This is a genomic window from Mucilaginibacter sp. OAE612 (assembly GCF_041806395.1).
Lineage (GTDB): Bacteria > Bacteroidota > Bacteroidia > Sphingobacteriales > Sphingobacteriaceae > Mucilaginibacter > Mucilaginibacter rubeus.
Map to the genome: position 1 here is coordinate 1,100,160 of NZ_JBGMUW010000001.1, position 17,479 is coordinate 1,117,638.

General features: G+C 44.1%; 18 protein-coding genes. 13 read left to right on the forward strand and 5 right to left on the reverse strand.

Features of this window, described 5'->3' with window-relative positions:
* Positions 1 to 31 precede the first annotated feature (31 nt).
* Positions 32 to 346, forward strand: a complete 315-nt coding sequence (locus ABID99_RS04760; protein ID WP_090533251.1) for a hypothetical protein — start codon at positions 32 to 34, stop codon at positions 344 to 346.
* On the forward strand, positions 324 to 527 hold the full coding sequence (locus ABID99_RS04765) for a hypothetical protein (RefSeq protein WP_139160044.1): 204 nt from the start codon (positions 324 to 326) through the stop codon (positions 525 to 527). Before ABID99_RS04760 ends, ABID99_RS04765 begins: the two co-directional genes overlap by 23 nt.
* Positions 528 to 635: 108 nt before the next feature.
* On the opposite strand, the gene ABID99_RS04770 is transcribed toward ABID99_RS04765, so the two are convergent.
* The 3 genes from ABID99_RS04770 to queD form a co-directional block, all read right to left on the reverse strand.
* On the reverse strand, positions 636 to 1,325 hold the full coding sequence (locus tag ABID99_RS04770) for an OmpW family protein (RefSeq protein ID WP_090533247.1): 690 nt from the start codon (positions 1,323 to 1,325) through the stop codon (positions 636 to 638).
* Between the two features lie 285 nt (positions 1,326 to 1,610).
* Positions 1,611 to 2,645, reverse strand: coding sequence for an alcohol dehydrogenase AdhP (adhP, locus tag ABID99_RS04775; RefSeq protein WP_090533245.1), 1,035 nt, complete (start codon positions 2,643 to 2,645; stop codon positions 1,611 to 1,613).
* 156 nt (positions 2,646 to 2,801) lie between these two features.
* Positions 2,802 to 3,158: a 6-carboxytetrahydropterin synthase QueD gene (gene queD, locus ABID99_RS04780; RefSeq protein WP_090533243.1), complete on the reverse strand. Its 357-nt coding sequence runs from the start codon at positions 3,156 to 3,158 to the stop codon at positions 2,802 to 2,804.
* Between the two features lie 283 nt (positions 3,159 to 3,441).
* Between queD and ABID99_RS04785 the strand changes: the two genes are divergently transcribed.
* The 11 genes from ABID99_RS04785 (at position 3,442) to ABID99_RS04835 (ending at position 14,932) form a co-directional block, all read left to right on the forward strand.
* The gene (locus tag ABID99_RS04785; RefSeq protein ID WP_354486373.1) at positions 3,442 to 3,696 is read left to right on the forward strand and encodes a hypothetical protein; all 255 of its coding nucleotides are present in this window, start codon (positions 3,442 to 3,444) and stop codon (positions 3,694 to 3,696) included.
* Positions 3,697 to 3,711: 15 nt separating this feature from the next.
* The gene (locus ABID99_RS04790; protein WP_176628634.1) at positions 3,712 to 4,590 is read left to right on the forward strand and encodes a universal stress protein; all 879 of its coding nucleotides are present in this window, start codon (positions 3,712 to 3,714) and stop codon (positions 4,588 to 4,590) included.
* 158 nt (positions 4,591 to 4,748) lie between these two features.
* Positions 4,749 to 7,133, forward strand: a complete 2,385-nt coding sequence (locus tag ABID99_RS04795) for a heavy metal translocating P-type ATPase (protein ID WP_373613030.1) — start codon at positions 4,749 to 4,751, stop codon at positions 7,131 to 7,133.
* Complete coding sequence (gene ccoS / locus ABID99_RS04800) at positions 7,130 to 7,291, forward strand: cbb3-type cytochrome oxidase assembly protein CcoS (protein ID WP_090533235.1); 162 nt, start codon at positions 7,130 to 7,132, stop codon at positions 7,289 to 7,291. Before ABID99_RS04795 ends, ccoS begins: the two co-directional genes overlap by 4 nt.
* Before the next feature lie 86 nt (positions 7,292 to 7,377).
* Positions 7,378 to 9,504 carry a cytochrome-c oxidase, cbb3-type subunit I gene (gene ccoN / locus ABID99_RS04805; RefSeq protein WP_090533233.1) on the forward strand — a complete coding sequence of 709 codons (2,127 nt, stop codon included), beginning with the start codon at positions 7,378 to 7,380 and terminating at the stop codon, positions 9,502 to 9,504.
* 8 nt (positions 9,505 to 9,512) lie between these two features.
* Complete coding sequence (locus tag ABID99_RS04810; protein WP_091170095.1) at positions 9,513 to 9,704, forward strand: hypothetical protein; 192 nt, start codon at positions 9,513 to 9,515, stop codon at positions 9,702 to 9,704.
* A gap of 32 nt (positions 9,705 to 9,736) precedes the next feature.
* Positions 9,737 to 10,609 carry a cbb3-type cytochrome c oxidase N-terminal domain-containing protein gene (locus ABID99_RS04815; protein WP_373613031.1) on the forward strand — a complete coding sequence of 291 codons (873 nt, stop codon included), beginning with the start codon at positions 9,737 to 9,739 and terminating at the stop codon, positions 10,607 to 10,609.
* Between the two features lie 5 nt (positions 10,610 to 10,614).
* On the forward strand, positions 10,615 to 11,988 hold the full coding sequence (ccoG, locus tag ABID99_RS04820; protein WP_373613032.1) for a cytochrome c oxidase accessory protein CcoG: 1,374 nt from the start codon (positions 10,615 to 10,617) through the stop codon (positions 11,986 to 11,988).
* A gap of 4 nt (positions 11,989 to 11,992) precedes the next feature.
* Positions 11,993 to 12,412 (forward strand): FixH family protein, encoded by a 420-nt coding sequence (locus tag ABID99_RS04825; RefSeq protein ID WP_175490087.1) that lies wholly within the window; start codon positions 11,993 to 11,995, stop codon positions 12,410 to 12,412.
* A complete protein-coding gene (locus ABID99_RS04830; protein ID WP_090533224.1) occupies positions 12,409 to 13,095 on the forward strand; it encodes a sulfite exporter TauE/SafE family protein in 687 nt (228 codons plus the stop codon). Before ABID99_RS04825 ends, ABID99_RS04830 begins: the two co-directional genes overlap by 4 nt.
* A 61-nt stretch (positions 13,096 to 13,156) precedes the next feature.
* Entirely contained in the window at positions 13,157 to 14,932 is a 1,776-nt protein-coding gene (locus tag ABID99_RS04835; protein WP_090533222.1) for a hypothetical protein, read from the forward strand.
* 64 nt (positions 14,933 to 14,996) lie between these two features.
* Here ABID99_RS04835 and hemN read toward each other — a convergent pair whose 3' ends face one another.
* On the reverse strand, positions 14,997 to 16,364 hold the full coding sequence (hemN, locus tag ABID99_RS04840) for an oxygen-independent coproporphyrinogen III oxidase (RefSeq protein WP_373613033.1): 1,368 nt from the start codon (positions 16,362 to 16,364) through the stop codon (positions 14,997 to 14,999).
* Between the two features lie 5 nt (positions 16,365 to 16,369).
* A complete protein-coding gene (locus ABID99_RS04845) occupies positions 16,370 to 17,407 on the reverse strand; it encodes a 2-hydroxyacid dehydrogenase (RefSeq protein ID WP_373613034.1) in 1,038 nt (345 codons plus the stop codon).
* Positions 17,408 to 17,479 lie beyond the last annotated feature (72 nt).

Here is a 17,479-nt window from a genome sequence, read left to right on the forward strand (position 1 = left end):
CTGTTAAAGCAGGAGCCTTTAATTTATAGCTATGGAACTCGGGTTTTATATTTTGCTGAGCGTTAGAACACCGGCAGGATTTGATAGTTATGGACAGTATTTTTTAGGTAATGACCGAAATTTCGCCGACCTGCTTTTTGACAGCTTTAAGGGCAGAGAACATTCGGGCTCCGATTTACTTCATATCGACCTGATGGAAACGACGGGTGAAATCCCGGTAAAAATTAAGTCGATATCCTGTACTCTTGAGGAGCTAACCTGCAATATCAAATTGATTGTCCGGGGTATCTTCCGGCAGAAAAACCTCACAGAATTTAACGGATATGGACAGGCAACAATGGAGTGAAATGCTCATCGGTATGCTCACGATACTGGTGTTATTGACAGAATTGTTTTTATGGTTAACCAGCCCAGGTCACCGCTTGCCCGAAATGAATCAGAAATTATTGCTCACCGGCGCCTTGCTTTGGATATCGGGCATTCTTTTTCGTATAAACAAAACAGACAGCGATGACTGGGCGATATAATAATAAGACAGTTGTTCTGCCCTTAGCTTCGTGAAATCGTATTTCTTTCTTGATTGGGTGTGGTCTTCATACACCAGGCTTTCGCAGGGTATCCCTTGCTATAAGGGATTAAAAACGGTAACCCATACCTACGCCGATGATCCATGGCCTGATTTTTACATCAGCCGGTATGTTTTTCAAAACCGGCGCAAGTTCGGGTTTGCCCGCAGGCGTTAAATTGGATGCATCAACCTTTACATCGGTAGAGAGAAATATTTTCTTCAGATCAATATTCAAGAATACTTTTTTACTGATATCGAAATCAGCACCCAACTGAGTTGCAAAAGCAAAACTGTTGTTGTAATCAATGCCGCCTACGGTTGGACCTTTATCGGCATTGTAAAAAATAGTGTAGTTAAGCCCCGCGCCGATATAGGGTTTAAAAAGGGTACCTGTGGGCAAATGATATTGCAAAGTAAGCGTAGGCGGAAGCAACCATACTTTACCGAGATCAACATCGGCCGAAGAGCCGGCACCAATAGCACTCAGGTTGGAGCCTTTTGTTTTTACCTGGTGTTTTGTTGTCGCCAGGATTAATTCTGCAGAAAAATTTTTGGCAAAAAAGTAGGTGAAATCGAGCTCGGGAACAACAGTATTGGAAATGTTTATATCTCCGCCGATGACGCCTATCGCCGCGCTTTCCTGGGGGATAACCCCAATTGCCCTGATGCGGATGTCCCATTCATTTTTTTGCTGAGCGAAAGCGGTTATCCCGTTTAATAAAAATAAGATTACGGTAGTAAAGAAAATCTTTTTCATAATGATTTGTATTAAATTATGGGTCAAATGTATCCCGCAGGTGATAAATTTTGCCTGACAGGAAACAGTTGTTCTCATGATACTTATCATTTCACGTTTACCCGGTTTATTACCGGATAGCAACCCGGAAACGAGTATAATGCTGACGTTGCCCGCAATAAAAAGATCCGCCCAGGGAGCGGATCTTTTTATTGTAACTTAGTTTGAGGAGGCGCTTAGGTACGGTATATTGCGTCAATGAGCAGTTTGATCCGGCCTGCGGTAAAAGTTTTTGTTATTTGCAGATTAGGGTTTAGCTATTTCAAGTACAACCCGGCCGTCTACCTTACCATTTTTCAGGTCGGCCAAAACTGTATTGATGTCTTCTAACTTCGCGGTATGTATGGTGGCTTTAACTTTTCCTTCCACGGCGAACTCGATAGCTTCCTGCAGATCTTTACGAGTGCCTACAATTGATCCCCTGATGGTATAGCGGTTCAACACGGTTTCAAATATGGGGAGGTCGAAACTACCGGGCGGTAATCCATTCAGCGCGATAGTCCCTTTTCTTCTTAACGCGGATATGCCTTGTTTAAACGCGATGGGTGATACAGCGGTAACCAACACGCCATGCATCCCCCCTGTTTCTTTTTGTAAAAACGCGCCAGGGTCGGTAGTTCTGGCATTAACTGTTAACTCGGCGCCAAGGTTTTTAGCTAATTCCAGTTTTGTATCGTCTACATCAATAGCCGCAACATGCATGCCCATGGCTTTGGCATATTGTACAGCTAAGTGCCCAAGGCCACCTATGCCGGAAATAGCTACCCATTCGCCGGGTTTGGTTTCCGTTTCTTTAAGGCCTTTGTAAACGGTAACACCTGCGCAAATGATCGGTGCCATCGCGGTACAATCCGAGCCTGCCGGGAAATGCCCAACATAACGGGAATCGGCCACCACATATTCTGCATAACCGCCGTCAACGCTATAGCCGCCATTTCGCTGGTCGTTACATAAGGTTTCCCAACCCGTAATACAAAATTCGCAGCATCCACAGGCGCTGTACAGCCAGGGTACACCCACAATATCACCTTCCTTCAGGCCTTTAACATCAGGGCCAAGCGCTACTACATAACCAATGGCCTCGTGGCCGGGAATCAGTGGCATTTTGGGTTTAACCGGCCAGTCGCCGTCTGCCGCGTGCAAGTCGGTATGGCAAACACCACTGGCTATTACTTTAACCAGTATTTCATGTTGGCCCGGCTCGCGAACCGGCATTTCTTCTATTTGCAAAGGCTGGCCAAACTCGTGCACTACGGCGGCTTTCATTTTTTTAGGTATCATATTTTCAATGGCTTATGACTAATGATTTTTTTATTGATACAAAGCTTGCGGAATTTAGCGGCTTAAATAGTGATCAAAATCACCTCCTGTTATGATATGGCACATTCAATCTGGGGGGAGACTGCATGAAAATACAAGATGGGAAAGATAGCCGCGCTATTTTCCCTCGTAAATAACTCCCGATGTCGGCGTTTCTTTCAATTCAATTTTAGTAAGCCCATCCAATTTTCCTGTTACGCTGTTCCAAATCCATACGGCCAGGTTTTCGGCCGTGGGGTTTTCCAAACCAGGGACCTCGTTCAGAATGGTATGGTCCAATTGATCAACTATTGGTTTAACCGCGTTTTTGATCAGGGCGAAGTCAAGCACCCATCCTTCGGGTGTTGTTACCTCGCCTTCAAAATAAACTGTTAAATGGTAGGTATGACCATGTATGTTCCTGCATTTGTGGTGCGGCGGAACGTTGGGTAAAAAATGTGCAGAATCGAAAGTGAAGCTTTTGTAAATGATCATATAATACGCTTTTTGCAGCTTTTAGTTTGCGGGCAAAAGAAGCGCGAAAAGTACTCTGATAAAATGATCTGTATTTCTTTATTCGTTGATTGAAATCACTCGCGCATTGGTTAAAATATCTCCGGGTTATATTTACGATACCGGCAGCAATGATTTTAGAAGTACTTACCCGTATCCTCAAGTTCACAATGCGGTATAAGTTTTTTTACGCGGCAAATAGTTTTTTATTATTGGTTTTTGGGGTTAGATGTTGTTTTATAGATGTTTACAATCAGGTTGATAAATGACAATCGTCACTATTTTAACACCCGCTGCGCTGCAACTTTACATCGTCAGGAACGATGTTATGAAAACACTTGAAAGCGATAAAATACCTGTTGTTTTTAGAATACACCTGCAAAAAAATGATAGTTATACAGCGGTTATTATTGACGGGCAGCCGGTTAAATATTACGGCATATATAACCTTGATAACCAAGTTGAGAGCCAGCTATACAATATCGAACGAATCATAGAAAACATTAATCATATCCATTAATCAATCCTTTAAGCCATGAAAACTATTTTAGTACCCACCGATTTTTCGGAACCTGCAAAAAACGCCGCGAGCTATGCTATAAACCTTGCGCAAAATATAAAAGCGGGCTTGATATTATGTCATGCCATTAAAATACCTTCAGAAACGCCCATGGCAGCGCAGGTAGCCTGGCCTTTAGAGGATTATACATCGCTCAAAGCAGATGCAGATAAGGAATTGGAACAACTTTCTGTAACCTTACAACAGGAAACTCCTTACGCCAAAGCGGGTGCGGGCCATAGTGTTATTAATACCTGTTGTGACGTAGGCGAGGTAATTGATGTAGTAACAGGCAAAATAGATGAAGAAAAGAGCGTAATGGTTGTTATGGGCATGTCGGGAGCGGGGGCTATGAGCAGATTTTTTTTAGGCAGCAACACGCAGGATATGATCAGCGATGCCGCCTTTCCGGTTTTACTCATCCCATCGCAAGCAAAATATCACCCTGTAACCAAAATAGCTTTCGCTACCGATTTGAACAACAGCGATATAGAAATGATCCATTCGGTGGCAAGCCTGGCACGTTATTTTAATGCAGAGCTATTGATAGCCCACGTAACCGACGAGAAATATGAAACAGGTGATGAAAAAAAGGAGGTAGAAGCTTTTTTAAATGAAGTTACCTGTAAAGCCAACTATCCTAAAATTTATTACAGGCACATTAAAGGTACGGGTATAATGCGCGGGCTCGATTGGCTCAGCGAACACGGAGTGATCGATATGCTGGTGATGGTACACCGTAAAGTTAATCCCCTTGAGCGTTTGTTTGGTATCAGTTATACTAAAAAACTTTCGCATCATATTGAAATACCTCTGCTGGTGTTGCCTGAAGGGCTTCCGCCGTTGCATTTCTAAAACAGGAGATGGGAGGGAGCGTATAAGATCACATAGTAACGCGTGTTACTCTTTGTTTTTTAGTTGTGAAAAATGATACTCATCACTTTTCCATCCAACAGCCATCATTTTTCAGGTGCCGGATTACAGCCATTTTTGATCTTATAAATAGATCATCAATGGCTGTAAATATACTTACCCAAACTACCTGTTACCACTGTGGTAATGATTGTGATAAAGATCATTATGTATTAGATGGCAAAGATTTTTGTTGTGCTGGCTGTAAAGGTGTTTATAAAGTGCTATCCAATAGTGGGTTATGTAACTACTACAGTTATAATGAACACCCCGGCGCAACCCGCACCCTTGTGGAAAAGCGATTTGAATACCTTGATGATCCTTCGATCATTGCCGACCTGGTTGATTTTACAGACGAAAATATTACAATATTAACGCTTTATATTCCTTACATCCATTGCAGCTCCTGTATTTGGCTGCTTGAGCAGTTGAATAGGTTTAACCCTGCCATTTATTACAGCCGGATTGATTTTTTGAAGAAACAGGTAAGTCTGCGCTTTAATAACAGGGAGATAAGTTTAAGGCAGGTTGTGGAGCTATTGGTTGATATCGGCTATGAGCCACTTATTAACCTCCAGGATGTTATTAAAAAACAACAAACCGGTGCTGGCGATAATCTTGTAAAAAAGATAGCAGTAGCTGGGTTTTGTTTTGGAAATGTGATGCTGCTTAGTTTTCCCGAGTATTTGGGATTGTCGGAATATGAGCAAACTTTCAGGCATTTTTTTGGCTGGTTGAACGTGCTGTTTTCGTTGCCGGTTGTTTTTTACTGCGGTAGGGAATATTTCCAATCGGCCTACACAAATCTGCGTAATAAGATATTGAATATCGATTTTCCGCTGGCGCTGGGCATAGCCGTGCTTTTTTTGCGTACGCTGATTGAGGTACTAACCCATGCGGGGGCTGGGTTTGCCGATACGCTTTGTGGGCTGGTGTTTTTTTTACTGGTAGGTAAATTTGTTCAGCGAAAAACCTATTACCATATCTCTTTTGAGCGTGACTACCGTTCGTTTTTCCCTGTTGCCGTACAGATTGTTGAGAACGGTATCGAAAAGCCGCTGCCCTTATCAGCCCTGAAAGTAGGTCAGCGGATCCGCATTCGTAGTAATGAGATTATTCCGGCCGATGCGATATTACTAAATGGCGAAGCGCGGATTGATTTTAGCTTTGTTACCGGCGAGTCAGCTCCCGTGACAAAGGTTTGGGGTGAAGTGGTTTATGCCGGTGGCCGGCAAATGGGCGAAGCTATTGAATTGGAGGTAATTAAACCAGTATCACAAAGCTACCTTACCCAATTGTGGAACAATGAAGCTTTTAGCCGTAGCCAGGACAACCGGATGCAAACCTTTAACCAAAAGGTAAGTAAGTATTTCAGCATTGTTTTACTGGTGATTGCATTGGGTTCATTAGTTTTTTGGCTGCCGGTCGATGTTTACCGTGCTTTTTCGGCATTTACAGCTGTGTTGATTGTTGCCTGCCCCTGTGCACTGGCCTTAAGTACTCCGTTCACTATGTCGGCGGCGCTCAGCGTTTTTGATCGTAATTTTTTCTACCTCAAAAACACCGCCGTTGTTGAACAGCTGGCCCGTATCAATACCATCGTTTTAGATAAAACCGGCACCATTACTATTGGCGGCGAAAACGGTGTAAGCAACAATGCGCAGCTAAGCAGTTACGATGAACAACTCATATACAGCATTTGCAGTAATTCGGCGCATCCCTTAAGCGTTCAGATTTGCGATTACCTCAAGGGCGCAGAAAAACTTCGGGTAAGTAATTACCGGGAAATAGCCGGAAAAGGTATCACTGCCTGGGTTGATGGGCATAATGTTCAAGTGGGCAGCCAGTCGTTTTTAACAGGAGGAGTAGACATCGCAAAATCAACCGAAGTACACCTGATGATTAACGGGCGATACGCCGGTTATTTCAGCTTTGTTAACAAGTATCGCGAAGGGCTTGAAGATATTGCGCGGCTGGCAGCAGATTATAAAATTTACCTGTTATCAGGCGACCAGGACCGGGAGCGGAAAAATTTACTGCCTTATTTTAAGGGGGAGGGATATATGCTGTTTAACCAATCGCCGCAGCAAAAGCTTGATTTTATAAAGGCTTTACAGCTGGCCGGTAAAAAGGTAATGATGATAGGTGATGGCTTGAATGATTCGGGTGCTTTAAAACAAAGTGATTTGGGGATAGCTATTACGGATAACGTTAACAATTTTTCGCCCGGCAGCGATGCTATTTTAGATGGGCGTTCGCTCAGGTTGCTGCCCGCATTTCTTAATTTATCAAAGGATAGTATCACCATTATCCACATCTCGTTTTTTATATCGCTTTGCTATAACCTATTAGGATTAAGCTATGCAGTAAGCGGCAGGCTTTCACCGCTCATAGCGGCCATATTGATGCCTTTAAGTACTGCAACTATCATTTCGTTCACAAGCATAGCAACACACCTCGCCGCTAAAAAAAGAAAATTATCATGAACATTATTTATTTCCTGATCGGGTGCAGCGTGCTGCTTGCACTCGTGTTTTTAGGCGCTTTTTTTTGGGCGCAGCGTAACGGCCAGCATGATGATCTGTATACCCCATCGGTAAGGATCCTGCTGGATGATGAACCAAATGATAAAGATAAAAAATGACCAATGTCATTATTCGGGCAAACCGTCATCATTCTGTCGGCGGCAGCCCCTCAATACTTTTACACCATCAAATTATTTAATATCATATGCAGCCCGAAAATTTTTACTATGACAACAAGATCGTCCGGAATTTTGGTATCGCCACGGTGATCTGGGGTATAATTGGGATGACCGTAGGCCTCATCGTAGCCATACAATTGTATAGCCCGGGGATGAACATGGGCAACCAATACACTACATTTGGCCGCATCAGGCCCTTACACACCAATGCGGTGATCTTCGCTTTTGTGGGTAACGCTATTTTTATGGGTGTTTACTATTCATTACAGCGGCTGTTAAAAGCGCGGATGTTTAGCGATGCTCTTAGTCAAATTCATTTTTGGGGCTGGCAGCTCATCATTGTTTCGGCTGTTATTACGTTGCCCTTAGGTTTAACCACCTCGCATGAATATGCCGAACTTGAATGGCCAATAGATATTGCCATTACCCTTATCTGGGTTGTGTTTGGCATTAATATGTTTGGAACCATATTTAAACGCCGCGAACGGCATTTATATGTTGCCATATGGTTTTACATAGCCACGTTTGTCACCATTGCCGTATTGCATATTGTAAATTCATTTGAACTGCCGGTATCAGCCTTTAAAAGTTACATGGTATATGCCGGCGTGCAGGATGCACTGGTACAATGGTGGTATGGCCACAATGCGGTGGCATTTTTCCTGACCACCCCATACCTGGGCATGATGTATTACTTTTTGCCCAAAATGGCCAACAGGCCTATCTATTCCTATAAGTTAAGTATTCTGCACTTTTGGGCTCTCATTTTTATCTATATCTGGGCCGGCCCGCACCATTTACTGTACACCACGCTTCCCGGTTGGGCGCAGTCATTAGGTGTGGCCTTTTCTATCATGCTGTTAGCACCAAGCTGGGGCGGTATGATCAATGGTTTGCTCACCTTGCGAGGGGCCTGGGATAAAGTTCGCGATGATGTGATCCTGAAGTTTATGGTAGTTGGCTTAACTGCTTATGGTATGGCCACTTTTGAAGGCCCTATGCTTTCATTGAAACAGGTGAACGCCATAGGCCACTTTACCGATTGGATAATTGCTCACGTACACGTTGGCGCTTTGGGCTGGAACGGCTTTTTAACCTTTGCCATCCTTTACTGGCTTATTCCGCGTATTTATAAAACGCAGTTATATTCAAAGAAGATGGCCTCGTTCCATTTTTGGATAGGCACGCTCGGGATCCTGTTTTACGCCGTGCCAATGTATTGGGCCGGTTTTACCCAGGGTTTAATGCTTAAAGAGTTTACACCCGAAGGAATTCTGAAATATCCGGCATTTTTGGAAACCACCATGCGCATATTGCCTATGCACGTTATGCGTTCTGTAGGCGGTGGATTATACCTGCTGGGTGTTATTGTAATGGCTTATAACCTTTGCCGCACCGCGCTGCAGGGCAAACTCGTTGCAAATGAGCCTGCCCAGGCTATGCCGCTGCCGACTTTAAGCAAAACCGGGCATGAAGAAACATGGCACCGGGTATTGGAACGCCGCCCAATACAAATGATGATAGCCGCATTGCTGGTTATACTGGTAGGTACTTTTATTGAGTTGATGCCAACGCTAACTATATCATCAAATATCCCAACTATAGCAGCGGTAAAACCTTATACTCCACTTGAGTTGCAGGGACGTGACCTTTATATCAGAGAGGGCTGCTCAAACTGCCACTCACAAACGGTAAGGCCTTTCCGCTCAGAAACCGAGCGCTATGGCGAATACAGCAAGGCTGGTGAATTTGTTTATGATCACCCGTTTTTATGGGGATCAAAACGTACCGGGCCCGACCTGGCACGCGAGGGCGGCAAATATGGTAATGCCTGGCACTATAACCACCTGATGGACCCGCGCCTCATGTCGCCGGGGAGTATTATGCCAAATTATGATTGGCTGTTAACCCAAAATCTTGATACGGCTACCACAGCCGCCAAAATAAAGGCCATGCGCACACTGGGCGTCCCATATCCCGAAGGATATGAAAAAATAGCCAACAACGATCTTAGTAAACAGGAAAAAGAAATTGCCGATAACCTGTATAACGATCATATAAAGGTTAAAAACAATAAAGAAATAGTAGCCTTGATAGCTTACCTGCAACGTTTGGGTACCGATATCAAAGCAAGCAAAACCGCCGCTAAATAACAAAAGCAATGTTTAAGCAATTTACAGAACACATTTCGGGTGCCCAGGGTTACCTGTTATTTTCTCTGGGGATCTTCCTCGTATTTTTTATTGTAGTAGCTATCCTGCTTTTCAGGCTCAGGAAACAGCATGTAGATCATATGCGTAATCTGCCTTTGAAGGATAGTCATGGTGAATCCCTTAATTCTTACAACTTATGAAATACCGCCGCCTGTTAATTTTACTAGTATTGATGATACCGTTACATCCGGCAATGGCCGCCGATGACAGCCTGATACCAGGCGATTTGATGAACGAGATAGGGTATGGAGCAATTATAGCCATGCTGGCATTGTTTATTGTAGCCATGCTGGTGTTGCTCAGGGCGCTTAGGGTATTGACAAAAATAACGCTCCGGGCGCAGGGGTATACAGAAGAGCAGATCATAGCGGAGATGAAACCCGCCAAAAAAGTTAAAAAGCCTAAAACGGAGGTTTGGAACAAATTACTGTCGCTAAGACCGATGTCTGAAGAAAAGGAGCTGATCATAGCACATGATTATGACGGTATCCAGGAGCTTAATAATCCTATTCCTGGCTGGTTCAGCTACCTGTTTTATATCACCATTATTTTTGCAATTGGTTACATACTCATTTATCATGTATTTGGTGTTGGGCAGTTGCAATATGATGAATATAAAACGGAGATGGCCCAGGCAGACATTGCCAAAAAAGAATACCTGAGCAAGGCCGCTAACCGGGTTGACGAAACCACAGTTAAACTCGTTACCGATCAGGCTGTACTGGCTTCAGGGCAGGCGGTTTTTAAACAAAGCTGCGTTCCTTGTCATGGCGATCACGCGCAAGGGGTAGTTGGCCCCAACCTTACCGATGATTACTGGCTGCACGGCGGTAAGATCAATGATGTATTTAAAACCATAAAATACGGCGTACAGGCCAAAGGGATGCCCAATTGGGAGAAACAGTTATCGCCCAAGCAAATCTCGGATGTGGCAAACTATATAAAATCATTGCATGGCAGCAATCCGGCTAATCCTAAAGAACCGCAGGGCGAAAAAGATGCAGATGACGTTGCGGCAAAAGGCAAAACGATAGCAAAATTATAACGATTATGGACGGTTTACTGGCGGCAAAAGAAAACGGGAAAAGGCAGTGGATGTATCCGCTGGTACGTAAAGGCAGGTTTTATAAATGGAGAAGCTGGTTAAGCTATTTTTATCTCATTTTCTTTTTTGCCGGGCCGTTTTTACGAATCAATGGCCAGCCGTTGTTGCTGCTCAATGTGATAGACCGGCAATTTGTACTGCTGGGGCAGGTGTTTTGGCCGCAGGATATTTTTCTGTTCATGCTGGCTTCGCTTGTTTTTTTGGTTTGCGTGGTAATATTTACTATTGCTTTCGGCCGTATTTTCTGCGGTTGGATCTGCCCGCAAACCATATTTATGGAAATGGTTTTCAGAAAGATAGAGATTTGGATAGAAGGGGATGCCAATAAGCGTAAAAAGCTTGACGCTGGTGCCTGGACACGGGAAAAAATCATCAAAAAAACAGCCAAACATGCTTTGTTTGTATTGGTCTCCTTTCTGATCGCCAACACTTTCCTTGCTTATATCATCGGCAGCGAAAGCCTTGTTAAAATTATTGTTGAACCTGTTACAGCCCACTGGATCGGTTTTATCAGTATATGGGTATTCACCATTGTATTTTATTTGATTTACAGCCAGGTACGTGAGCTGGTTTGCACATTGATATGTCCTTACGGGCGTTTACAAAGTGTATTGATTGATGAGCACACTTTAGTAGTAGCTTATGACGATGTGCGTGGCGAACCACGGGGCAAGTTAAGCCGTAACGCGGACCCCTTTAACCTGAAAGGCGATTGTGTTGATTGCAGCCTGTGCGTTGCTGTTTGTCCTACAGGTATTGATATTCGTAAAGGAACTCAGATTGAATGTATCAACTGTACCGCCTGCATAGACGCCTGCGACCAGGTAATGGACAAGATAGGAAAACCCCGTAACCTGATTGGCTACTTCTCCGAAAATATGATCAGGCTGAAAGAAAAGCCCTCGTTTACCGGGCGCATGATGGGATATACCGCGGTAATAACCGTGCTGGTAGCTGTACTTGGTTATTTTATTTTCAGCCGGAGCGATATGGATATCACCGTTATGCGCAGTGCGGGAATGCTTTATCAGCAACAGCCGGGCGGCTACATCAGTAATATTTATAATGCCGAAATCATTAATAAAACCAATCAGGATAAAGTGATCAGGATAGGGGCAGATGATCCGGCTGTTAAGATCAGTTATATCCAGGCGCCCGGACCGGTTGCAAAGGGAGGATCGGCTAAAACGGTGTTTTTTGTCATGTTGCCTGCATCAAAGGTACATACCGCCAAAACTACCATTAAACTGAACCTGTTGCTTGGCGGTAAGGTGGTTCAATCTGTCAAAACCAATTTTATAGCACCAACAAATGATTAAACATATGAACTGGGGGAAAGGGATAGTAATAGGCATGCTGGCTTTTATGAGTTACATTGTAGCCATGGGCGTTGCCATGTTCAGGCAGCCCGACGATGTCGATCCGCATTATTACGAAAAAGGGCTTGCCTTTAATGCCGATTATGATAAAGAGAAGCAAGTACTTAACGATAAAGCACAGCCATCAATCAGCATCAGCAACAATATCCTTTTAGTAAAGTTTGCGGGTCCTGTAAAGGGAACAGCAGATTTGAAGCGCCCGGACAACGGCAAAATGGACAGGCATGTTAATCTGGAGAGCAGCCTGACGGGTAATGTTAATATTCCCCTAACTGATGTAAAGTCAGGTAGGTGGCAGCTTGTTTTTAATTGGGAAAACAATGGCAAAAAATACCTGTACACCAAAGAAATATTTATACCATGAGCACCAGTCAAATCGCTTTTTTTATAGGCTTGTTTGGCAGTGTTCACTGTATAGGAATGTGCGGCCCGCTCGCCTTCGCTATCCCGGTTAACCACAGTAGCTTTTGGCTGCTGTTGTGGGATAAGTTGGTATATAACCTTGGGCGTACTATAAGTTACGCAACCCTCGGCTTAATAACCGGGCTCATCGGTAAGCAATTATGGCTTTCTGGTTTGCAGCAGGGGGTAAGCATCATTAGCGGAATACTGATCCTGCTGGCGGCCGGTTCAAGATTGTGGAAGGTGAAAATTCGTAACAACAGCAGTAGCAACTGGCTGCTGAAGCCTTTTAATGCGTTGCTTACTTATGCGTTACAGCATCGGGCCGGCCATTTGGCCATAGGCTTGTTAAACGGTTTTTTACCCTGCGGTTTTGTTTACCTGGCGCTCATCGGTGCGGTAAACACTTCGTCAGTGGGTGCTTCCGTGCAATACATGATTTGGTTTGGTTTGGGTACCCTGCCTTTAATGCTGGCAGTCACTGTTGGCAGTGGATTTGTTAACCAGGGCATCCGAAGAAAAATGAACAGGATGGTTCCCTATTTTATGCTATGCCTTGGCGTCTGGTTTTTACTGCGCGGGCTCGCGCTTGACATTCCTTATCTGAGTCCGCCATCGGCCAGCGGAACCGTTATTTGTAAGTAACACCATAGGTACATTGATGAGCCTCATGTTTATTCTAAATACATAATATTAAATTAATTATATGCACAGCTTTCATATACCTGTTTTAGGTTTGGGATACTCTGTTGATACACCGCTAAAAGTGGCCCGGTACGGTATCTCGTCCGTTGTTTCAATTGTTGATGATGAACTCGTTGAGCGTATGCGGCAGTATCACTCAACTCAAAATGGTTTGCCATTTACGCCTATTTTAAAAAATGGGCCCGACAGCCGTTCAAAACGGATTATGGCCTATCTTAATTTATTAAACGAGCTGGTAAATAAGCAGTTTGAAGAACTTAAACAAATGCCATTTAACCAGGGAATGGACATCGACCGTTACTTTAACCTGCTACCGGAGGCTTCGCCTTTAAAGCAGGGTTACGAACTGATGAACGAGTATCCTGAGGGGGAACGTAAACAGATCTTTCAAGATCTTTTGCGCGCCAGAATGAACAAAGGCGCTATTGATGTAAATATCATGGCCAAAGTTGATAAAATGAACTTTGATGCGGACGGCAATTATACCGGCGATACCCATACCGACGCCCTTGCTGCTTTAAAAGGCTTTGCTGAGAGCGAGCTGAATTCATCAGTAGTACTTTCGGCGGGAATGAACCCGAGGCTGTACAGTTACCTGGAAACTTTTAAGTGTTTTTATCCTGACGGCAATAACGAGCTCCGTAAACGGATCGTTTTAAAGGTGAGCGATTTTCGTTCGGCGCTGATCCAGGCAAAGTTTTTAGCAAAGAAGGGGCTGTGGGTATCAGAATTCAGAATTGAATCGGGCCTGAATTGCGGCGGGCATGCTTTTGCTACTGATGGCCTGCTGCTCGGGCCGATCCTGGAAGAGTTTAAACTGAAACGGGAACACATGATGCACGAACTGCTTGCCCTTTATCAACCGGCACTTGCCGAAAGGGGTTTTACAGAGACCAACCCGGCGCAAAAGATCAGCGTACAAGGTGGGATAGGCACTATGCAGGAAGATGTTTTTTTGCGGGAGCATTATCAGATGGATGCTACCGGTTGGGGCAGTCCGTTCCTGCTGGTACCCGAAGCCACCAACGTTGATGAACATACGCTACAACAATTGGCAGGCGCCGGCCATGATGATTTTTATGTAAGCTCGTCATCGCCGCTGGGTATCCTGTTCAATAACTTCAGCAAAAGCTCGGGCGAAGAGCAAAGACTTAGCAGGATAGCAAATGGCAGGCCGGGCAGTCCCTGCAATAAAAAATATTTAGTATCAAATACCGAGTTTACCGAACATCCCATTTGCACAGCATCACGTGAGTACCAGCATTTGAAAATAAAGCAGCTAAAACACAGTGAGCTTCCGGCAGCTGAAATTCAAAAGCAAATAGATGCTGTTACCGAAAAGGTTTGCTTATGCGAAGGGCTCTGTGCATCCGCTTATATCAAAAACGATATCCTGAAAGCCCGGGAAAACAAGGCGGTAACCATTTGTCCTGGACCGAATATCGCCTTCTTTTCGGGAGTGTATACGCTTGATGATATGGTTGGCCACATTTATGGGCGCATCAACCTGCTTGAGGCAGCAACCCGCCCTAACATGTTTATCAATGAGTTAAACCTTTATATCGATTACCTGAAAAAGGACATTTCGGGCTATGTAGCAAACCTCAACGAAAAGAAAGGAAAATACCTGATCAAATTTAAAGACCAATTACAGCAGGGTATCACATACTATAAAGAATTGATCCCACAAATAAGCAACCAAACCCAGGATTACCTGGAGCGGATGTTAAAGGATCTGCTCTCATCAGAAGAGAAACTGCAATTGCTAAATATCTAAAACAAAGAAACCGGGAATCAATCCCGGTTTCTTTGTTTAACTGATAGTTGGTTTTGTCAAAGCCTTATCCAGTCATGCTGAATAATTGCGTAGTTGGCTTGTCGGCCCATAGGCGGGCATCAAGCGCCATACATATATTGCGTAAAAAGCGTTTACCCATGGGGGTAACAGTAATGCACCATGAATTTAGCTCAACCAGTCCGTCCCGTTCAAATTGGCGCATGCGGTCCAGTCCTTCTAAAAAAGCTTCACTTGCTTCAGTGTGCAGGTTCCAGCAGGTTTTGCCGTTACACATGATATTCAAAATATGCCTGCGGATGCTCAGATCATCGGCCGTAAGCATATGTCCTTTAAATACCGGTAGCTGGCCGGCATTTACTAATTGCAAGTATTCCTCTACTTTTTTTACATTTTGGGCAAAGGCATACCAGCTATCGCTTATGGAGGATACGCCCAAACCAATCATTAATTGGGTATATTGATGGGTGTAACCCATGAAATTACGGTGCAGCGTACCATTTTGTTCGGCTAAGTAAAGACTATCCGTGGGCAAGGCGAAATGGTCCATACCAATTTCATGATAGCCCAACGCTGTAAATAATTCGCGTCCGCATTCATACAAAGCTCTTTTATCATTAGCATCTGGCAGGTCGTTTTCGGTAAAACGGCGCTGACCGGGTTTTATCCACGGTACATGGGCATAACTGTAAAAAGCGATCCTATCGGGCATTAATTTCGCCACCTGGGCAATGGTATCCTTTAGCCCGTTGATGGTTTGAAGCGGGAGGCCATATATCAGATCGAAGTTAACGGATGTGTACCCGATCCGTCGTGCCTGCTGGGTAACCAGTTTTACCAGTTCAAAACTCTGGATCCGGTTAATGATAAACTGAACCCTGGGATCAAAATCCTGAATGCCGAGGCTTATCCTCCTGAAACCAAGATTGTATAAAACCTGTAAATGATCAACAGTTGTGTTAGCGGGGTGCGCCTCAAAGCTAAACTCGGCCCGGGGATGGATAGTTGATGAATTTAATATACCATTGATCAGTATGGCCAGGTGTTCTGGTTTAAAAAATGTAGGTGTGCCGCCGCCGAGGTGTATTTCCCTGATAACGGGTTTGCTTTCAAAGGTATTGAGGTACATGGCCCATTCCATCAAAACAGCTTTAATGTATGGCTCTTCTACCCGGTGGTTTTTGGTGATGCGGGTGTTACAACCGCAATAGGTACACAGACTTTCGCAAAATGGCAGGTGAATATACAGGCTGATCCCGTCACGATCGTTACTTTCCTTAAAAGAAAGCGATACTGATTTTCGCCATTCCTCTTTGTCGAAGTTATCAGTGTTCCAATACGGTACGGTAGGGTAACTGGTATAGCGGGGAGCAGCAACGTTGTATTTATCAATAAGGTGCTGAGGGATTTTCATAAATATTAAGCTTTGGTAGTATTAACCGTTGATAGCTCACCGGTCGCTTTGCAGTTTTTTGAACACACACACGCATTTCCAACGCACTTTTTAGCCTGCCATTGATCAAGGTTTTTTATGGTTTGATTAGCTATCTGCTGTAATGCCTCACTGGTTAAAAAAGCCTGATGGGGGGTGATGAGTACATTTTTAAAGGTCATCAGTTTTTCCAGCAAAGGGTCCTTATCGGTATCATGTTGATGCTGCTCAAAAAACAGACCCTTTTCTTTTTCATAAACGTCCAGTCCTAAATAACCTATTTTACCGGCTTCAAGGGCTTGTAATGCCGCTTCAGTATCAATTAATCCTCCTCGAGAAGTATTCAGGAGCATGACTCCATCTTTCATCAAAGTAAGGGTGTCATTATTGATCATATGATAGTTTTCGGGGCTGAGGGGGGCATGTAATGAAATGATATCGGCGGTAGTAAGCAGATCATTCATAGGCACTTGTTCAACTCCTGGCAAGTTTGATTTGACAATCGGATCATAGCCAATAACACGACAGCCAAAGCCATTAAAGATAGCAGCAACCGCCTGCCCGGTATGTCCCAGGCCAATAATGCCAACTGTTTTGCCTGATAAATTAAACCCCATGAGGCCATTCAGCCTGAAATCAAACAGGTGGCTATGGGCGTTTGATTCGGTTAAATGCCTGTTTAGGGCAAGTGCCATGGCAACGGTATGTTCGGCAATAGCCTGCGGCGAGTATTCAGGTACGTTGGCCAGTTTTATGTTGCGCAAAGCTGCTGCTTCCTTATCGATATGATCTGTACCAACCGACCGGGTAGCAATATATTTAACGCCAAGATCGGCCAGTTGGTTGATAACATAGGCAGATACATCGTCATTGGTAAAAACAACCACCGCTTCCTTACCCTCGGCATAAACCGCGGTTTCAGAATTTAATGGGTTAGAGATAAGGGTAATATCATGTTTTTTTTGGTTCGCTCTGGCCAAAAATTCCTTTTCGAACGCCTTGATACTGTAAGCTACAACTTTCATCTGTGCACATTTATATTAAACAAAACTACCCGGATGGCACCGGCAAAACCATGAGTGCGGTCAGTGAAAAAA